We start from the raw sequence: 18268 nt of genomic DNA on the forward strand, positions 1-18268 counted from the left end.
GCAGGCACAGAGCACAGACGCAGGGCGCTGACGCGGGGCCTCAGAGGAACACGGCGAGCGAGGCCCACAGGGCCACCGTGGCCGCCGCCAGGGTGACGGGTGTGGTGAGCAGGCCGAGGCCGGTGAACTCGCGCAGTTCGGTCTCGTGGCCGTGGGCATGGGCGATCCGGCGCCACAGGAGGGTCGCGAGCGAGCCGGCGTAGCCGAGGTTCGGCCCGATGTTCACGCCCAGGAGGACGGCGAGCACGGCACCGGGGCCGGCGGGGGCCGCGAGCGGCGCGAGGGCGAGCACGGCGGGCAGGTTGTTGATCAGGTTGGCGAGCAGGGCGGCCAGGGCGGCGGTGCCGAGCAGGGCGGGCAGCGAGGCGCCGTCCGGGAGGAGGGCGCCGAGCGCGCCGCCGAGGCCGTTGTCGACGACGGCGCGTACGACGATCCCGAGGGCGAGGACGAAGGCCAGGAACGGCAGCGCGGCCGAGCGCACCACGGCGCGCGGGGTGGTGTGCCGCCTGAGCAGGGCCCGTACCGCGAGCACGGACGCACCGGCGGCCGCCGCCCAGGCCGGGTCGATGCCGAGTGCGGAGGTCACACCGAAGCCGAGCAGGGTGGCGGCCACGGTGACCAGGGCGAACAGCGGCAGCTCGGGGCGTTCCGGGGTGGCGTGCGGTGCGGGCGGCGCGTCGAGTTCGGCGGCGAAGAAGCGCCGGAACACGGCGTACTCGACCCCGATGGCCACCAGCCAGGGCAGCAGCATGACGAGCGCGAAGCGGGTGAAGCCGAGGCCGGTGGCGGTGAACGCCAGCAGATTGGTGAGGTTGGAGACCGGGAGCAGCAGGGAGGCCGTGTTGGAGAGGTGGGCGGCCGCGTAGCTGTGCGGGCGGGGGCTGGTGCCCATGCGGGCGGCGGTGGCGAAGACGACGGGGGTGAGCAGGACGACCGTGGCGTCCAGGCTGAGAGCGGCGGTGATGACGGAGGCGAGGGCGAAGACGGCGCCGAGCAGGCGCCGGGGGCGGGCGCGGGCCCATCCGGCCATCCAGGTGCCGCAGGCGTGGAAGAGTCCCTCGTCGTCGCAGAGCTTCGCCAGGACCAGGGCCGCGGCCAGGAAGCCGACCACCGGCGCGAGCCGGGTCACCTCTTCCTGGGCGTGGGCCAGGGGTATCGCGCCGCAGGCGACGAGGAGCAGGGCCGGGGGTATCGCGAACACCGCTTCCGGCAGCCCGCGCGGGCGGACGACGGCGCAGATCAGGGCCACGGCGAGCGCGGCGACCGACAGGGACTCGTAGAGCATGCCGATCATCATCCGGTACGTGCGGAGTCGTCCCCGCCACGGCCCGCGGCCGAGGTCCGCGCAGTGGCCCCGCAGAGGCCCCCGCAGAGGTCCGCGCAGCGGCCCGCGCCTGGCCCCGGCAGGGTCCGGACCCGGGCGGTGAACCCGTACACCTGACCCCGTCACGCCACTTCAAACGCGAAAGCGGGTAGGTTCTCACGGAAGTCGAAGACCCGCGTCAAGACCCCGTCAGCCGTTATCCAGTCGTGACAATCGGGCATTTCACCCCGGGATCGCCCGGTTCGCCCGGCACGAAGCGACGGACTTCCGCGGCGGTATCCGCCCGCGCACCTACCCCACGTCCCACCCGGCCCGCAAGACCGCCGGACCAGGAAGTTCGCCGCACCGCTCGGTAGCTTCGGCGCCCATGACCACCGCGCACATGACTTCTCCGAAGGCCGCCGCCGGCAGCGGACTCGACATCGGACCCACCCGTCCGGCGGACGGTGCGGACCTGTGGCGGATCGCCCGGGGAGCGGAGGGCCTGGACCTCAACTCGCCCTACAGCTACCTGCTGTGGTGCCGAGACTTCGCCGCCACCTCGGCCGTCGCGCGCGACGGCTCCGGGCAGCCGGTCGGCTTCGTCACCGGCTATCTGCGGCCCGAGGCCCCGGGGACGCTCTTCGTCTGGCAGGTCGCCGTGGACGGTTCGCACCGCGGAACCGGGGTAGCCGGAGCACTGCTCGACGCCCTGGCCGAGCGGCTGACGGCCGAGGGGCGCGGGCCGGTCCGGGTCGAGGCCACGGTCACGCCGGGGAACACCGCTTCGGACCGCCTGTTCCGCTCGTTCGCCCGCCGCCGCGGGGCGGCCCTCACCCGGGAGGTCCTCTTCCCCGCCGACGCCTTCCCCGACGCCTGCGACGCCCCGGCCGTCCCGGACGGTCACGAGGACCTGCCCGACCCGGCCCACGAACCGGAGCTGCTCTACCGCATCGGCCCCCTCACGCCCTGACCCCGCCCCCTGACGCCGCACTCCGCGCCCCGCGCCACCCCAGATCACACCGAGATACGGGAGAACCGTGACCCTCACCGACATCGCCCCGTCCGTCTTCGAGACCGTCGAATCCGAGGTGCGCAGCTACTGCCGCGCCTGGCCGGTGATCTTCGAGCAGGCCCGCGGGAGCCGGCTGTACGACGAGCAGGGGCGGCCCTACCTCGACTTCTTCGCCGGCGCCGGCTCCCTCAACTACGGCCACAACAACCCGGTGCTCAAGCGGGCGCTGCTCGACTACCTGGCCGGTGACGGCGTCACCCACGGCCTCGACATGTCGACCACCGCCAAACGCGCCTTCCTGGAGGCCTTCCGCTCGGCGGTCCTCGAACCCCGCGCCCTGCCCTACAAGGTGATGTTCCCGGGCCCGACCGGCACCAACGCCGTGGAGGCCGCGCTGAAGCTGGCCCGCAAGGTCACCGGCCGGGAAAACGTCGTCTCCTTCACCAACGCCTTCCACGGGATGTCCCTGGGCTCGCTCGCCGCGACCGGCAACGCCGCCAAGCGGGCCGGCGCGGGCGTGCCGCTCCCCCATGTCACGCGCATGCCGTACGACCACTACCTCGACGGCCGGATGCCGGACTTCCTGTGGTTCGAGCGGCTGCTCACGGACCCCGGCTCCGGTCTGGACCGGCCGGCCGCCGTCATCGTCGAGACGGTGCAGGGCGAGGGCGGCATCAACGTCGCCCGGGCCGAGTGGCTGCGCGGACTCGCGGACCTGTGCCGGCGGCACGACATGCTGCTCATCGTCGACGACGTGCAGATGGGCTGCGGCCGGACCGGGGAGTTCTTCTCGTTCGAGGAGGCGGGCATCACCCCCGACATCGTCGCCCTCTCCAAGTCGATCAGCGGGTACGGCCTGCCGATGGCTCTTTGCCTGTTCCGCCCCGAGCTCGACGTGTGGCAGCCCGGCGAGCACAACGGCACCTTCCGCGGCAACAATCCGGCGTTCGTGACCGCCACCGCCGCGCTCGACGCCTACTGGCGCGACGACGCCCTGCGCGACCGCACCCTGGCCCGGGCCGCGCGGGTCGAGAGCGCCCTGGGGAACCTGCTCGGCGAGGACGGACGCTCGGCCGTCGCGTACCGCGGCCGCGGGCTGGTCTGGGGCCTGGAGTTCGCCGACGGCGAGCGGGCCGCGGCCGTGTGCCGCCGCGCCTTCGAGCTCGGGCTGCTCCTGGAGACCTCCGGGCCGCGCGACGAGGTGGTGAAGCTGCTTCCGCCGCTGACCGTGACGGACGACGAACTCGACGAGGGCCTCGGCATCCTGGCCCGCTCGGTGCGGCACACCGCCGACCGGCTCGCCGTCTGAGCACCCCGCCCGGCCCCGTACCGCTGAAGCCGTCCCCGTAACACCCGCACCCGCAACCGCACCCGCACCCGCACCCGCACCCGCACCACCGAAAGGCCCACCGCATGATCGTCCGCAGTTTCGCCGAGATCGAGAACACCGACCGCCATGTGCGTGCCGCCTCCGGCACGTGGGAGAGCAAGCGGATCGTGCTCGCCCGCGAGCGGGTCGGCTTCTCCCTGCACGAGACCGTGCTGTACGCCGGGACGGAGACGTCGATGTGGTACGCGAACCACGTCGAGGCCGTCGTGTGCACCGCCGGCGAGGCCGAGCTCACCGACCACGAGACCGGCCGGACCTACACCATCGTGCCCGGAACGATGTACCTGCTCGACGGGCACGAGCGGCACACCCTCAGGGTCAAGCGGGACTTCCGCTGCCTGTGCGTCTTCAACCCGCCGGTCACCGGCCGCGAGGACCACGACGAGAACGGCGTGTACCCGCTCCTCACCGAGCCGGACCCGGAGGCGGACCCGGAGCCGGAGCCGGACCACGCCTGACACGCCCGCCCCTCCCCCGCGACCTGCCCGTACGAGAAAGGAAGGCACCGCCCGTCATGAGCTCCGCCCCCACCCGTCCCGTCGACCTCTACCCCACCCGCGGCACCGAAGAGCAGCTGATCGGCCGCAAGGACCCCGTCGTGTGGTCCGAGCCCGGCACGCCAGGCCCCTTCTGGGCCCGTGAGCTGCAGGCGTACGAGCGCGACGGCTTCGTCACGGTCGAGGAGCTGGTCACCCCGGACGAGGTCGCCGGTCTGCGGGCCGAGCTGGACCGGCTGGTGGCCGATCCGGCCGTGCGCGCGGACGAGCGGGCCGTCGTCGAGCCGCGCTCGCGGGAGATCCGCTCGGTGTTCGAGGTGCACCGGATCAGCGAGGTCTTCGCGCGGCTCGCCGCCGACCCGCGGATCGTCGGGCGCGCCCGGCAGATCCTGGGCTCCGAGGTGTACGTCCACCAGTCGCGCGTCAACGTCAAGCCGGGCTTCGGCGCCAGCGGCTTCTACTGGCACTCGGACTTCGAGACCTGGCACGCCGAGGACGGTCTGGCGCAGATGCGGACCGTGTCGGTGTCGATCGCGCTCACCGAGAACCACACCACCAACGGCAGTCTGATGATCATGCCCGGCTCGCACCGCACCTTCCTCGGGTGCGCGGGCGAGACGCCGAAGGACAACTACAAGAAGTCGCTGCAGATGCAGGACGCCGGCACCCCGTCCGACGAGGCGCTGACGACCTTCGCCGAGGCGTGCGGGATCCGCCACTTCACGGGTGCGCCGGGCTCGGCGACCTGGTTCGACTGCAACGCGATGCACGGTTCGGGCGACAACATCACGCCGTATCCGCGCAGCAATGTGTTCCTGGTGTTCAACAGCGTGGAGAACGCGCCGGAGCGCCCGTTCGCCGCGCCGGTCCGCCGCCCGTCGTTCATCGCGGCGCGCGAGGTCACCCCGCTCGGCTGACCGCCCTCTCCTCCTCCCCCTCCCCTCGCCCGCTGTCCCCCCGCACACTCCCCGTCGTCCTACCGGAAGGACCGTCATGTCCCGACCCTCCGCACACCTCGACCGGCGCGGATTCCTCGCCCTGGCACCCGCGATCGGGGTCGCCGGAGTGCTCGCCGGATGCAGCAGGACCGCGGTGGGCACGGGCGCGCCGGAGGCGGACGCCGACCTGCTGCCGAAGCTGCGCGAGCAGGGTTTCGTACGGGTCGGGTTCGCCGGTGAGGCTCCGTACGGCTTCCAGGAGGGCGACCGGCTCGCCGGGGAGGCGCCGACGCTGCACCAGGAGGTGTTCACGGCGCTCGGGGTGCGCGAACTGCGGCCCACGCTCACCGAGTTCGGCTCGCTCATCCCCGGGCTCCTGGCCGGCCGCTTCGACGTGGTCAGCGCGGGGATGTCGATCACGCCCGAGCGCTGTGCCAAGGTGATCTTCTCGGAGCCCGAGTTCGTCTCCCCCACGGCGCTGATGGTCCGCAAGGGCAATCCGAAGCGGCTCGGCGACCTCGCGTCCGTGGCGCGCGCCGGTGCGACGGTGGGGGTGCTCTCGGCCGCGGTGGAGGCCTCGTACGCCAAGGCGGCGGGCGTTCCCGACGGCGCGGTGAAGACGCTGGCCAAGCAGCAGGACGGCCTGGACGCGCTGCTCGCGGGCCGGATCGACGCCTTCGCGCTCACCGGCATCTCGCTGCGCTGGCTGGCGCGGACGAACGCGGGCGCGGCGGTGGAGGTGACGGCGCCGTTCGTGCCCGAGGTGGACGGGGTGAAGCAGTGGAGCGCGGGCGGGGCGGTGTTCCGGCCGGGAGCGAAGTCCCTGCGGGACGCCTTCGACGCCGAGCTGGCACGGATCACCGGTGCCCCGGCCCGCTATGTCGGCCTGATCGGCCGCTACGGCTTCACCGAGCGGGAGGCGCCGCCGCGCACCCTGCGCACCGCCGACCTGTGCGCCGGCCGGGGAGCGGCGTGAGCGGGTTCCTGGCGGAGCTGGAGCGGGCGCTGCCGCGGCTCGGCGAGGGACTACTCGTCACGGTGGAGGCGACGGTCCTGGGCGCGGCGCTCGCGCTGGTGCTCTCGTACGTGCTCGGGCTGCTCTCGCGTGCGCGGCGGCTGCCCGTGCGCGGCGCGGCGCGCACGGTCGTCGAGTTCTTCCGCGGCACCTCGCTGTATGTGCAGCTGTTCTGGCTGTTCTTCGCGCTGCCGATGCTCGGTTTCCGGCTCGAACCGCTGGCCTGCGGTGTGCTGGCCCTGGGGCTCAACTACGGGGCGTACGGCGCCGAGGTGGTGCGGGGCGCGATCGCGGCCGTGCCGCGGGCGCAGTGGGAGGCGTCGGTGGCCCTGGGCATGGGCCCGGGGCTGCGGCTGCGCCGGGTGGTGCTGCCGCAGGCGCACCCGCTGATGGTGGCGCCGTTCAAGAACCTGCTGGTGCAGCTGTTGAAGGCGACGCCGCTGCTGTCCCTGGTGACGGTGCCCGATCTGACCTTCGAGATCGACCAGTTGAGGTCGGCGACCGGGGACACGGCGGCGGCGTATGTGCTGCTGCTCGTCGTGTACGGGGCCCTCGCGGGGGTGCTGAGTCTGCTGATGAACGCGCTGGAGCGGGCCGCCCGGGCGCGGCTCGGTGTGGGCGGTGCCGCGGGCGGTGAGGCGTGATGTGGGACGGACAGGCGGCGCTCGACGCGCTGCCCGCGGTCCTGGAGGGCTTCGGGATCACGCTGCTCGCGACCGTCCTGGGGTTCGCGGTGGCGCTGCTCCTGGGACTCGTGCTCGCGCTGGTGGGGCGGAGCGCGCCGCGGTGGGTCGCTGCGCCGGTGAACGGTGCCGCCGCCTTCGTACGCTCCACGCCGCTGCTCGTGCAGCTGTTCGCGGCGTGGGTGCTGATCCCGGCGCTCGACGCGCTGGCGCTCGGTGTCCTGGTCCTGGGCGTGCACTATGCCGCGTACCTCTCCGAGGTGTACCGCACGGGCATCGACTCGGTGCCCCAGGGGCAGTGGGAGGCGTGCACGGCGCTCTCGCTGCCGCGCCGGCGGGTGTGGCGGGCGGTGGTGCTGCCGCAGGCGGTGCGCAACGTCCTGCCGCCGCTGGGGAACTACGCGGTCGCCATGTTCAAGGAGACGCCGCTGCTCTCGGTGATCACGGTGCACGAGATGGTGCACGAGGCGAACGCGTTCGGCAGCACCCACTTCGCGTATCTGGAGAGTTTCACGCTGGCCGCCGCGGTGTTCCTGCTGGCGAGCTGGCCGACGTCCGTACTCGTACGACGACTGGAGGCACGTCTTGCCGAAGGAGCATGACCGGGACGAGCAGCCGGCGGAGGCGGTGCGCTTCGACCGGGTCACCAAGCGGTACGGGGACCACACGGTGCTCGACGGGCTCGACCTGACGGTCGGGCGCGGCGAGCGGGTCACACTGATCGGGCCGAGCGGCTCGGGCAAGACCACGATCCTGCGGCTCCTGATGACCCTGGAGCGGGTGACGGAGGGCGTCATCCATGTGGCGGGTCGGCCCTTCTCCCACATGCCGGGGGCCGGCGGGTCCGACGGGGCCGACGGGTCCGGGAACCTGGTGCCGGCGAGCGAGCGGTATCTCGCGGAGCGGCGGCGCGGCATCGGGATGGTGTTCCAGCACTTCAACCTCTTCCCGCACATGAGTGTCCTGGAGAACGTGGTCGAGGCGCCGGTGCACGTGCTCAAGGAGGACCGGGACGAGGCGGCGGTACGGGCCCGGGAGCTGCTCGGGATGGTCGGCCTCGCCGACAAGGTCGACGCCCGGCCGACGCGCCTGTCCGGGGGTCAGCAGCAGCGGGTGGCGATCGCCCGCGCGCTCGCGATGCGGCCGGAGATCCTGCTCCTCGACGAGGTGACCTCGGCGCTCGACCCGGAGCTGGTGGCGGAGGTCCTGGACGTGCTGCGGGACGTCGCGCGGGACACCGACATCACGCTGCTGTGCGTGACGCACGAGATGGGCTTCGCCCGGGACGTGTCCGACCGGATCCTGATGTTCGACCGGGGGACGATCGTGGAGTCGGGGCGGGCGGACGAACTGCTCGACGCGCCCGGGCACGAGCGGACGCGCGCGTTCCTCAGCGCGGTGCGCTGAGCCGGGGGGCTGCGGCCGCGCCGGTCCGTACGCCGGTCCATCCACCGGTCCGCACTCCGGTCAGCTCCCCTCGGGGGTCTCGGCCAGCATGCCTTCGCGCAGCAGGGCGAGGGCGCGGCCGAGCAGCCGGGAGACATGCATCTGGGAGACGCCGAGCCGGTCGCCGATCTCCGACTGGGTGAGCTCCTCCACGAACCGCAGATGGATGAGCAGCCGGTCGCGCTCGTCGAGGAGGCCGACGAGCGGGGCGAGGGTGTGGAAGTCCTCGAAGAGGGCGAGCGCCGGGTCCTCCTCGCCGATGAAGTCGGCGAGGGAGGCGGCGTCCGCGTCGTCCTCGTCGCCGCTGCCGAGGGCGGCGTCGAGGGACGCGGTGTGGTACCCGTTCGCGGCGATCTGCGCCTCGACGACCTCGTCCTCGGAGAGGTCCATCCGCTCGGCGAGTTCGGCGACCCGCGGCGGCCTGCCGAGCCGCGAACTGAGCTCGTCACCGGCCCGGGCGAGTTCCACCCGGGCCTCCTGGAGGCGGCGCGGGACGTGCACGGCCCACGTGGTGTCGCGGAAGAAGCGCTTGATCTCCCCGACGATGTACGGCACCGCGAAGGTCGCGAACTCCACCTCCCGGGACAGGTCGAAGCGGTCGATGGCCTTGATCAGGCCGATGACGCCGACCTGGACGATGTCCTCCATCTCGTCACCGCGGGCGCGGAAGCGCTGGGCCGCGTAGCGCACGAGCGAGGTGTTCATCTCGATCAGGGTGTTGCGGACGTACTGGTGCTCCGGGGTCCCCTCCTCCCGTGCCGCCAGCTCGCGCAGGAACACCTTCGACAGGGCACGCGCGTCCTGGGGCGCGACCTCGAACGGCGCTTCGAGCACGGGCAGGTCCGGGTGCAGGTCCATGTCCTGGTGCGCCTTGGCACTCGCTGTCCGCACGGGGACAACCTCCTGTTTCTCACGGATCGTTCGCCACCTGTGGCGCTTCGCCTACCCCCGCTGCGCGCGGGCACGCGTGGCGGTTCGGGGCGGTGCGACGCCGAGGACGGCGGTGACGCGCTTGCCGTGCGGCGCGGGCTCGGTCGCCATGCTCCGGCAGAGTGCGGCGACTATCTCGATGCCGTGGCCGCCGATCCGTTCGGGATCGGGCGGGCGGAGCACCGGTCCCGCGGTCGATCCGTCGTGGACGGAGATCTCCAGGGTGCCGTCGCGCCGCAGCAGGAGTTCGAGCCGGAGCGGGCCGGGGGCGTGCTTCACGGCGTTGGTGACGAGTTCGCTCACGACGAGGAGCGCGGTGTCGGTGTCGGTGTCGGTGTCAGCGCCTGTGACTGTGTCCGTGCCCGTGTCGCCGGCCGTCTCCCGGCGCAGGAAGCGGGCGGTGGCGTCCCTGGCGACCCCGACCGTGCCGACGCCTCCGTCGTACCACCACCCGGCCGAGGCGATGCGGCCGGCGGTGTGCTCGGTCATGGTCCTTCCCGCTCCCTTCACATGTCCGTCCTTCTCCGTCTTTCTCCGTCGCGCGGTCGCTCCTGCCCCGGCTTCCCGCTCTCACACCTCACGCCCCGTCAGGAGAGGGACGGGGGGCGCGCGACGTGCGGCGGGTCGAACGCGTGCCTCCCGTCCGCCTGCCCGAAAGGATGAAAGGCGGGCATCGACGGCGTTTCGCCGGCCGGCCGCCGCGACCCTGCTGCCGTGCACAAGGAACGTGAGATCACCGTGCCCGAGCATCGACGGGCTCCGGCGGAGGCCGGTGCGGTGGACGGGGGACGGGGCAGTCCCCGACCAGGGTGGTACGAGCGGGGCGGGCGGGGTCGGCAGGGCAGCCGGGCTGCGGCAGCGGGCCCGGTACTGGGTCGACGGCCCCTGGAGAAGGGCCACACGCTGGTGCTCGGCTGCTCGGGCTGCTGATGAGCCAGATCTCCCAGAACGGGCATCTGGCGGCGGCGTTCGGCGAGCTGTCCTCGGCGGGCGGCGCGGGGACCGGCAGGTGCGGCTCAATCCGGCGAAGGGTGAGGTCAGGTGCTGGGAGGAGGGCGACGAGGTGATCGTGGTGGCACGGGAGGCCGGTGCGGCCCGTACGGCATGAGCACAAGGAGAAGGAGGACGGGCACGAATGGCGAGTGCACGACAGGGAGTGAGGGGTTCCGCATACCGGTGGACCCCTCGGGCACAACAGACGCGAACCGTGACGACCCCGCGGCCGGGCGACGGCCGCCGACACGAGGAGGGCACATGCCGAGTCGGCAGCCGGCCGAGGAGCCGGTCTTCATCGCGGACTTCTCCGCTCCGGACCAGTGGGTGGCGGGCCACTCCTGGGCGTATCCCCATGGCGGCCCGGTCAACCCGGGCGACAACAAGCTGGACCACCTGGTCGAGGACCCCGCGTACAGCCGCTCCGGCGTCTTCCGCGCGACCCGCCGCCCGGACGGTCTCTGGGACGCGGGTCTGCTGACCACCGAGGGGAGCCGCGAGGGCTTCGAGGTGCGGACGGGGGACGTCCTGGAGGCGCGGGTGCGGCTGCCGGAGGAGATGGGCGCCTGGCCGGCGATCTGGACCTGGCGGGACGGCGGCCAGGAGATCGACGTCTTCGAGTACCACCCGGACAACCCGGATCTCCTGGAGCTGTCCAACCATGTCCGCGGCACCCATCTCTACCACCGCTCGCCGGCGGTGCGCCCGGGCGGATCGATCCGTCTGCGCACCGAGTTCGGCGCCCGGTCGGTGGTGTGGTGGGTCGACGGTGAGCAGGTCTTCGCGGACCGGCGGGGCGTCGGACGCTCCTGGCACGCCTATCTGATCGTCAACCTGTCGGTGTGCGCGGGCCGTTACCACCCGGCGCCCGATCCGGCGACGGACGAGATGTCCTACGAGGTCAGCGACCTGCGGGTGTTCCGCCCGGCCGCCGGTTACCCCCACTACCCGTAGGCGGGCGGCCGGCGGCCCCCGTGCGTCAGCAGCGCCTCGACCACGGCGTCCGGCAGCCGGCCGTGGCGCGAGCTCAGCCCGCCCCGGCCCGACGAATGCGCCGCCAGGCGGACCAGCAGGTCCTCCGGGGCGGCGGGATTCCGGCCCAGGCCGGAGAGTTGGGGGTGGCTCAGGCTCGTCATGGGCCCCACACAAGCAGCACCCCGGCCTGATGGCGACAAGTATTCGATCTGGCATGTGCCGCTGGCATAATCCGATCATGCGTACGGGTGAGCCGATCAGACACATGCCGGACCTCGGCCTGGTGGTCATTCCGCCGGGCGACCCGAAGGTCTCCGTCTCGTTCGCCGTGTTCGACGACTCCGTGGCCGCGCTGCGCGCCTTCGTCCTTCCCCGGCTGCGGCGGCCCGGTGCCGTCGTCCGCGCGCCGCGCGGGGCGCGATCCACCGCGCTCGTGCCGGTGGTCGTGGGGCTCACGCCGCGCCCCGACAACACGTACAACCCGCGCGCGGTGTCGGTCACCGCGCCGCCGGGGGACGGCGGTTCGGCGTACGAGCGGCACCTGGGGTACGCGTACGACAGCTTCCTGCACTTCCATGGCGCGGAGATCCACCGGCTGGCCGAGGCCGCCTCGCCCGTGCCCATCGGCTGTCACGGCTGGATCGAGCTGGAGCCGGTCGATCCGGAGGAGGCCGAGGACCGGCTGGAGTCCGAGCCGGACGGGGACGCGGCGCCGGACCGGGACCGGCCGTTCACGCTCGCCGAGCAGATCGCGGCGGGCCACTGGATCGGGGCCGTACGGCTCAATCTGCCCGAGCGGGACGAACTGCGCGCGCTCGTCGACGCCTTCGCCCCCGCCGGGCTTCCGGCCGCCCGGCCCGTTCCGGAGAAGTCGGCACCGGAACCCGCTCCCGTCCCGCTGCCCGCCGATCCGGAGGCCGAGCGGCGGGTCGCGGCCTGGGCCCGCTATCGGGCGCTGCCGCACGACTTCGCGGAGCTGCGCGCGGTCAGCCGGACCGTGCACGGGCGGGAGTCGGTCCACGTCCTCGACCGGGCGGGGCTCACGGCGGGCGAGTTCCATCTGCCGGACGGGCCGCTGACACTGCTCGACGAGCGGGTGCGGCCGGAGGCGGTGGCGGCGCTGCGCCGGCACGGCGTCCACCCGCCCGAGGCGCCGGACGCCGACGGTTTCCCGGACGCCACGGTCCTCGTCGGCCGCGACGGCGGGGCGTGGTCGCTGCGGCTCGTCGTGGACTCGGTGGCACGGCGCGATCTGCCGGAGGCCGGGACGTACGACCCGGGTTCGGGCACGCTGACCGTGTACGCCGACGTGTACGCCGAGCCGATGACGGCCCTCGTCCGCCGGCACGGCGAGGAGCCACGGAACGTCGTCCGCCGGGCCCCGGACGCGGACACCCGGGAACACAACCGGCGGGCCGGGTCCCCGGGCACCCAGGCGGGTCCGCTGCGCAGCCCGGCCCGCCTGACGGCCGGCGCGCTCGCGCTGGTCCCGGAGCGGCACCGGCCGTGGCTGAACGCGCGGACGGTGGCCCCCGGTGAGCGTCCGGTGGTGACGGTCGGTGCCGACAACCCGTACTACGTGCGCGAACTGACCGCGATGTTCGGGGCGCTCGCCGTGCCGCACCGCACCTCGCCGTGCCGCCTGTGCGGCGACCCGGCCCTCGTGACCGCGACGGGGCTCGCGTACTGCTTCGGCTGCTGCCGGCTCGCCCAGCGCGGGGTGATCAGGGACAACGGCACGGACGGGCCGTGGACGGACGCGGTGATCCACGCGGTGCGCCGGCTGGCCGCGTTCGAGTTCTCCGGGCCGCCGTCGCTCGCGCAGCTCGGCCGGGTCGCGGTGAGCGAGCCGCGGCTCGCCGATGAGGCGATGGTGTGCCGGTTCCTGGTGCCGCGGCCCTTCGCCCGGCTGACCACGGCCCGGCCCGCGCGGCCGACCCGCAGCTGGACCGAGTGGCTGCGGCTGGCGGGTGTGCTGCGGGACGGGGTGCGGCAGGGGCGGGGCACGACGACCTTGGCGAGCGACGGGCATCTGTGCCGGTCGCTGTTCGAGCGGCACGTCGACGACTTCTTCCACCACCACGGGGTGCCGCACGAGCCCGAGCCGCACTACCCGCGGCACGAGGAGCTCAACACGACGGGCCTGCGCGCCGACTGGCTGCTCGCGGACGGCACGTACGTCGAGGCGCTGGGGCTGATGCAGCAGGAGGCGTACGCCGAGAAGGCGCGGCGGAAGGCGGAGTTGGCGCGGGTGTCCGGGATCCGTCTGGTGACGGTGACCGCGGGTGACCTGGACCGGCTTCCGGAGATCTTCGGCGACTGGCTGCCGGGAACGGCCGGCCGGCGGCCTGTGGGAGGGTGAGGGCGTGACTTCGACCGAGACGAACGGGCACGGTGCCGGGGGCGGCGCGGGGACGAACGGGCAGGCCGCACCGGCCGCCGGCGGCGCCGGGGCCGACAGCCACGGCCCCGGCCCTGGCCCCGGTCGCGACCGCGACCGCGACCGCGACCGCGTGATGCTGGGCTGCATGGGCCTGGGCGGCGCCTGGAACACCGAGCCCCACTCCCCCGCCGACGTGGACGCCGCCGAGGCGGTGATCCAGGCGGCCCTGGACAGCGGCATCACCGCCTTCGACCACGCCGACATCTACCGCCACGGCAAGGCCGAGGCCGTGTTCGGCGAGGTCCTCGCCCGTACGCCGGGGCTGCGCGAGCGGATCACGCTCCAGTCCAAGTGCGGCATCCGGCTCGCGGACGGGGACCGGCCCGGCCTCTACGACCTGCGCGGGCCGAGCATCGTCCGCCGGGTCGAGGAGAGTCTGACCCGGCTGCGCACGGACGTCCTCGACGTCCTCCTCCTGCACCGGCCGGACCCGCTGGCCGATCCCGACGAGATCGCCGGGGCCCTGGAGTCCCTGCACCGGCAGGGCCTGGTGCGCCGGTTCGGCGTCTCCAACATGAACGGGCCCCAGATCGCCCGCCTCCAGGACCGCCTCGACGGGCTCGGGCTGCCGCTGGTGGCGAACCAGCTGGAGATGAGCCTGCTGCGCCGGGACTGGCTGGAGGACGGTGTGCTGGTCAACACGCCCGCCTCGGCGGGCGTCGGCTTCCCGGCGGGCACGGTGGAGCACTGCCTGCGCCACGGGATAGCGCTCCAGGCGTGGGGGCCGCTCGCGCAGGGACGTTTCACCGGGCGTCAGGAGACACCGGAGGAGCACGCCACCGCCGCGCTGGTCGCCGAACTCGCCGAGGCCAAGGGCACCACGCCCGAGACCGTCGTGCTGTGGTGGCTGCGCCGGCACCCGGCCCGGATCCTCCCGGTCGTCGGCACCACGAGCCCCGACCGCATCCGTGCCTGCCGCGACGCCGCCCTGACCGACCCGCGACTGGACCACGAGGAGTGGTACCGGCTGTGGATCACCGCCCGGGGCGCCGCCCTGCCCTAGGGGCGTGTCCCCTCGCACACACGGCGTACGACGCCCCACCCCGTACGACGACCACCACCGAGGAGTCCGTCCCGATGACCGCCGCCGACGACGCCGGCACCGCCGCCGAGACCGAAGCCGCCGAAGACCGTGCCGACGCGCCCGCCGGCCACGTGCTGCTCGCCGGGGCGCCCGGCTCCCCGGTCCTGCTGCATGTGCCGCACTCCTCGCGCGTACTGCCGCCGGAGGTGCGCGCCGGGATCGTGCTCGGGGACGCGGAGCTCGAACGGGAGCTCGACCACATCACCGACGCGCACACCGAGCAGATCGCCGCCGTGGCCGCCGCGTCGGCGGGTGCCACGCCGTGGCGGTTCGTCAACCGCCTGTCGCGGCTGGTCGTCGACCCCGAGCGGTTCCCCGACGAGCGCGAGGAGATGCTCGCGGCCGGGATGGGCGCGGTGTACACGCGCACCACGCACCGCGCGGAGCTCCGCCCGGCCGGGTTCGACCCGGCGCCGCTGGTCGCGCGGTACTTCGAGCCGTACGCCGAGGCCATGACGCGGGCCGTCGAGGCGCGGCTCGCGGCGGCCGGGCGGGTGGTGATCGTGGACGTGCACTCGTACCCGACGACGGCGCTGCCGTACGAGCTCCACGGGGACGGGCCCCGGCCGCCGGTGTGTCTGGGCACGGACGCCTTCCACACCCCGCCGGCGCTGCTGGCGGCGGCCCGGCGGGCGTTCGCCGGCTTCGGCGGGGTGGGCACCGACAGTCCGTTCGCGGGCACGTATGTGCCGCTTGCGCACTACGGGCGGGATCCGCGGGTCTCGGCGCTGATGGTGGAGATCCGCCGCGACACCTACATGAGCGAGCCGGGAGGCCCGGCCGGACCGGGCGCGCGGGCTCTGGGCGTGGCCCTGGCGGCGCTGGTGGACGCGGTGACGGACGAGCTGCCGGGCGAGGTGCCGGGCGAGGTGCCGGAGGCGCGCTGAGACGCCGGGACGCCGGGCGGGATCGGGGCGGGGCCGTAAAATGGGGCGGGTGAGCGCACGCAGGTACGAGCTGGTGTTCTCCGACGGCGAGAGTTACGCCACCGGTGACGGCGAGGGCGCGATCCGCGACGCCGTGGTCGTCGAGCGGACCGAGGCGACGGGCCCCGGGGGCCATCCCGTCTACGCCGACGCCACCGGCATCATCCGGGCCGAGATCAGCGACCGCGACGAGGTGCGGATGCTCGCCTCGGGCGGGCACCAGGAGACCCCGCAGAGGGTCGTCGCCCGGCCTCTGCCGCAGGCCCCGGACGCCGGTGCCGCCCCGGACGCCGCCTGAGGCGTGCATGTCCGTCGCCGGTCCGGGGATCCGGACGGCGGGTCGGGGCCGGGCAGGCCGCGGCGTCCGGTACGGGGGGGAGGATCGCAAGGGGCCATGAGCCCGGCCGCCATCCGGTCGGGCAGGCCCTAAACTGCCCCGATGACCACTTTCGACCCCTCTTCCGAATCCTCCGCGGCCGGCCCGCGTCACGTGCGTGTCGTGATCGAGCTGATCGCCGAGATCACCGACGAGCAGGCCCTCAGGACCGCCGCCCTCACCCAGGTCCGCGAGGACGCCTACATGGACGAGGACGAGCGCGCCGAGGCCGTGGAGGCCATCGAGATCGACCCGTCCGGTTCCCTCGCCCACTTCATCGACCCGGTCGCGCTGCTCGGCTCCGTGCCGGGCGTCGAGCTCGCCGCCGCCACCTGGGAGTCCGCGCGCACGGACTACGACCCGGACGAGGAGACCTGGGAGGAGCACGACCTGGGCTGAGCCCAGGCCGGTCCGCGTGCACGGGCATGGAGCCGCTAGCCTCGGCACCATGGGCGGTACGGTGCTTCCTCTCGCGGCGATCTTCGGCGGCCTGGCCGCGGTCCTCGGCGGCTGCGCCTGGCTCGCCGCGCGGGTGCGGCGGCGGGGCACGGCCGGTGGCGGCGCCCGGGCGGCGCTCGCCGCGTGGGAGGAGGCGTACCGGATCACCTCGTACGAGGCGCACCAGGAGATCACGGCGGAGGCCCGCCGCAAGGCCCCGCTGCCCGCGCCGGACGGGCCGGGCGGCCGGTGGCGCGCCCGCTTCCGGCTGGTCCGGCGCGGGCGCGGCAGATGACGACGACGGCGGCGGCACGGGGCGGGCCTGCCACCCCGTACCGCCGCCGTCATGCCACCAGGACTCAGCTGGTGATGGAGAACGGGTCTCCGTAGACGCTCCAGTACAGCGGGGTGTTGAGGTCGTAGTTGTTCTCGTTGAGGAAGCGGCGCTGGGCGGTGCTCACGCGGGTGGTGTCGCTGTGGGCCTCCTCCTTGCGCATCTCCTCCTCACGGGCGTCGAGGAAGGCGTTCAGGTACGTCTTCTCGTTGCCGCCGCGCGAGGGCGGCGTCGCCCGGGACATGGCGACCGCGCGGATGGAGCGGAAGCCGTCCTCGCCGTGCATGACGGCGGCGTCGTAGTAGGCGAACTGGCCGAGGGCGCGCAGGCCGTCCGACTTCGCCTGGGAGACGGCGGGGTTGAAGTAGACCCGGTCGCGCTCCTCCTCCTGCGTCTGGGTGAAGACGGAGTCCTGGGCAGCCTGGCGCCAGGCGGAGGTGAAGCCGGGGTCGAGGCCCTCGTGGGAGTCCGTGCCGTTGACCTCACGCAGGGCGGGCAGGTAGCGGGCGAGCGGGTTGCCCGGCTTCTTCTGGGTGTAGCGCTCGACGAGGTCGAGCATGTCGCCGGTGCCGGAGCAGAAGCCGATGATGCCGGCGGTGTAGCCGCGGCCGTCACCGATGTCCTCGATGTAGGCGAACTGGGCGCGCCAGTCGAGGGAGGAGTTCTCGAAGGAGGAGACCAGCTTCATGGCGATCTCCTTCTTCCGCGGGTCGTCGAGGCTGGTGCCGGTCGACGGGGGCGGGGTGGTCGAGCCGGTGCCGTAGGCCTCGACCTCCCAGAGGGAGTAGCCGTACGCGGTCGCGCGCTGGGTGCCGAAGACCCGGAGGTAGCGCCCGGTGCCGCTCACGGCGAGGTCGTCGGTGCCGCCGTCGCCGGTGGTGGTGGCGTACACCTGGCGCCAGGTGGAGCCGTCGTCGGACAGCTCGACGCGGTACGCCTTGGCGTAGGCGGCCTCCCACTTGAGGACGACCCGCTTGACGGCGGTGCCGGCGCCGAGGTCGATCCGTATCCACTGGTTGTCCACGCCCTCGGCGCTGGCCCAGCGGGTGGTGGTGGAGCCGTCGACCGCCTTGGTCCCGGTGAACGAACTGGTCTCGTTGGACGACGTGGTGACGGACTTCCCCTGCGCGAGGTTCCCGGCCGCGGCACTGGCGGCGGGCATGAGCCCGGACATCGCGGGCAGCAGGAGCCCGGTCGCGGCCGCGGCGACGAGGGCGGCGGTGCGGTGGCGGCGGAGGGCGTTGATGGTGGGGGGCATGTGGCTCCACTTTCTCGGGGTGGTCCCGTGTTCAGGTGGACGTGTTCCTGACCAAGAAAAGTTAGGAAAGCTTCCTAACTTGAGGCTGGAGCGTATGGGGCGGCGTGGCGCGCCGCAAGGGGGCGGACGGCAAAGGGAGTTGAAACGGCGTCGCCGAGCGATACGCGTGGGCCCCGGAAGCCGCTTGACCTGGAGTTCCGCGCATCGCACACTTGCGCGACCCC

19 protein-coding genes and 2 pseudogenes are annotated in these 18268 nt (G+C 73.5%); 15 read left to right on the forward strand and 6 right to left on the reverse strand.

The window, feature by feature from the left end; all coding sequences use genetic code 11:
- Nucleotides 1-40: 40 nt before the first annotated feature.
- The gene (locus tag AB0C73_RS27875) at nucleotides 41-1285 is read right to left on the reverse strand and encodes an SLC13 family permease (protein WP_362535443.1); all 1245 of its coding nucleotides are present in this window, start codon (nucleotides 1283-1285) and stop codon (nucleotides 41-43) included.
- A gap of 421 nt (nucleotides 1286-1706) precedes the next feature.
- Between AB0C73_RS27875 and ectA the strand changes: the two genes are divergently transcribed.
- From ectA to ehuA, 8 genes are all read left to right on the forward strand, one after another.
- Nucleotides 1707-2276, forward strand: a complete 570-nt coding sequence (gene ectA / locus AB0C73_RS27880) for a diaminobutyrate acetyltransferase (RefSeq protein WP_362535550.1) — start codon at nucleotides 1707-1709, stop codon at nucleotides 2274-2276.
- Between the two features lie 67 nt (nucleotides 2277-2343).
- Nucleotides 2344-3627 (forward strand): diaminobutyrate--2-oxoglutarate transaminase, encoded by a 1284-nt coding sequence (gene ectB, locus AB0C73_RS27885; protein ID WP_362535446.1) that lies wholly within the window; start codon nucleotides 2344-2346, stop codon nucleotides 3625-3627.
- Nucleotides 3628-3731: 104 nt separating this feature from the next.
- Nucleotides 3732-4166 carry an ectoine synthase gene (locus AB0C73_RS27890; RefSeq protein WP_362535449.1) on the forward strand — a complete coding sequence of 145 codons (435 nt, stop codon included), beginning with the start codon at nucleotides 3732-3734 and terminating at the stop codon, nucleotides 4164-4166.
- A gap of 56 nt (nucleotides 4167-4222) precedes the next feature.
- Nucleotides 4223-5122 carry an ectoine hydroxylase gene (gene thpD, locus AB0C73_RS27895; protein ID WP_362535452.1) on the forward strand — a complete coding sequence of 300 codons (900 nt, stop codon included), beginning with the start codon at nucleotides 4223-4225 and terminating at the stop codon, nucleotides 5120-5122.
- Between the two features lie 76 nt (nucleotides 5123-5198).
- Nucleotides 5199-6119: an ectoine/hydroxyectoine ABC transporter substrate-binding protein EhuB gene (ehuB, locus tag AB0C73_RS27900; RefSeq protein WP_362535455.1), complete on the forward strand. Its 921-nt coding sequence runs from the start codon at nucleotides 5199-5201 to the stop codon at nucleotides 6117-6119.
- Nucleotides 6116-6802, forward strand: a complete 687-nt coding sequence (gene ehuC / locus AB0C73_RS27905; RefSeq protein ID WP_362535458.1) for an ectoine/hydroxyectoine ABC transporter permease subunit EhuC — start codon at nucleotides 6116-6118, stop codon at nucleotides 6800-6802. Before ehuB ends, ehuC begins: the two co-directional genes overlap by 4 nt.
- Entirely contained in the window at nucleotides 6802-7443 is a 642-nt protein-coding gene (ehuD, locus tag AB0C73_RS27910) for an ectoine/hydroxyectoine ABC transporter permease subunit EhuD (RefSeq protein WP_362535461.1), read from the forward strand. Before ehuC ends, ehuD begins: the two co-directional genes overlap by 1 nt.
- Nucleotides 7427-8248 carry an ectoine/hydroxyectoine ABC transporter ATP-binding protein EhuA gene (gene ehuA, locus AB0C73_RS27915; protein WP_362535464.1) on the forward strand — a complete coding sequence of 274 codons (822 nt, stop codon included), beginning with the start codon at nucleotides 7427-7429 and terminating at the stop codon, nucleotides 8246-8248. The genes ehuD and ehuA overlap by 17 nt, the downstream gene beginning before the upstream one ends.
- A gap of 60 nt (nucleotides 8249-8308) precedes the next feature.
- On the opposite strand, the gene AB0C73_RS27920 is transcribed toward ehuA, so the two are convergent.
- On the reverse strand, nucleotides 8309-9145 hold the full coding sequence (locus AB0C73_RS27920; protein WP_362535552.1) for a SigB/SigF/SigG family RNA polymerase sigma factor: 837 nt from the start codon (nucleotides 9143-9145) through the stop codon (nucleotides 8309-8311).
- 84 nt (nucleotides 9146-9229) lie between these two features.
- Complete coding sequence (locus AB0C73_RS27925) at nucleotides 9230-9706, reverse strand: ATP-binding protein (RefSeq protein WP_362535467.1); 477 nt, start codon at nucleotides 9704-9706, stop codon at nucleotides 9230-9232.
- A gap of 765 nt (nucleotides 9707-10471) precedes the next feature.
- Between AB0C73_RS27925 and AB0C73_RS27930 the strand changes: the two genes are divergently transcribed.
- A complete protein-coding gene (locus AB0C73_RS27930; protein WP_362535469.1) occupies nucleotides 10472-11164 on the forward strand; it encodes a beta-glucanase in 693 nt (230 codons plus the stop codon).
- On the opposite strand, the gene AB0C73_RS27935 is transcribed toward AB0C73_RS27930, so the two are convergent.
- Nucleotides 11155-11346: a hypothetical protein gene (locus AB0C73_RS27935; RefSeq protein ID WP_362535472.1), complete on the reverse strand. Its 192-nt coding sequence runs from the start codon at nucleotides 11344-11346 to the stop codon at nucleotides 11155-11157. The two genes, AB0C73_RS27930 and AB0C73_RS27935, sit on opposite strands and share 10 nt — an antisense overlap.
- Before the next feature lie 77 nt (nucleotides 11347-11423).
- Here AB0C73_RS27935 and AB0C73_RS27940 point away from each other — a divergent pair, with 77 nt between their 5' ends.
- The 6 genes from AB0C73_RS27940 (at nucleotide 11424) to AB0C73_RS27965 (ending at nucleotide 16747) form a co-directional block, all read left to right on the forward strand.
- A complete protein-coding gene (locus AB0C73_RS27940) occupies nucleotides 11424-13547 on the forward strand; it encodes a hypothetical protein (protein WP_362535475.1) in 2124 nt (707 codons plus the stop codon).
- Between the two features lie 4 nt (nucleotides 13548-13551).
- Nucleotides 13552-14631, forward strand: coding sequence for an aldo/keto reductase (locus AB0C73_RS27945; RefSeq protein ID WP_362535478.1), 1080 nt, complete (start codon nucleotides 13552-13554; stop codon nucleotides 14629-14631).
- Nucleotides 14632-14705: 74 nt separating this feature from the next.
- On the forward strand, nucleotides 14706-15599 hold the full coding sequence (locus AB0C73_RS27950) for an N-formylglutamate amidohydrolase (protein ID WP_362535480.1): 894 nt from the start codon (nucleotides 14706-14708) through the stop codon (nucleotides 15597-15599).
- Nucleotides 15600-15639: 40 nt separating this feature from the next.
- Nucleotides 15640-15936 carry a DUF6296 family protein gene (locus AB0C73_RS27955; RefSeq protein ID WP_362535483.1) on the forward strand — a complete coding sequence of 99 codons (297 nt, stop codon included), beginning with the start codon at nucleotides 15640-15642 and terminating at the stop codon, nucleotides 15934-15936.
- A gap of 141 nt (nucleotides 15937-16077) precedes the next feature.
- Nucleotides 16078-16413 (forward strand): hypothetical protein, encoded by a 336-nt coding sequence (locus AB0C73_RS27960; protein WP_362535486.1) that lies wholly within the window; start codon nucleotides 16078-16080, stop codon nucleotides 16411-16413.
- 49 nt (nucleotides 16414-16462) lie between these two features.
- Nucleotides 16463-16747, forward strand: a complete 285-nt coding sequence (locus AB0C73_RS27965; RefSeq protein WP_362535489.1) for a hypothetical protein — start codon at nucleotides 16463-16465, stop codon at nucleotides 16745-16747.
- Nucleotides 16748-16811: 64 nt separating this feature from the next.
- Here AB0C73_RS27965 and AB0C73_RS27970 read toward each other — a convergent pair.
- Both AB0C73_RS27970 and AB0C73_RS27975 read right to left on the reverse strand, forming a co-directional pair.
- A pseudogene (locus AB0C73_RS27970) lies at nucleotides 16812-17504 on the reverse strand (chitosanase); the annotation flags it as partial.
- Between the two features lie 114 nt (nucleotides 17505-17618).
- Nucleotides 17619-18044, reverse strand: a pseudogene (locus AB0C73_RS27975) (discoidin domain-containing protein); the annotation flags it as partial.
- Nucleotides 18045-18268: the final 224 nt, after the last annotated feature.

The organism is Streptomyces sp. NPDC048623, from assembly GCF_040650755.1.
In the GTDB taxonomy this organism is placed as follows: Bacteria; Actinomycetota; Actinomycetes; order Streptomycetales; family Streptomycetaceae; genus Streptomyces.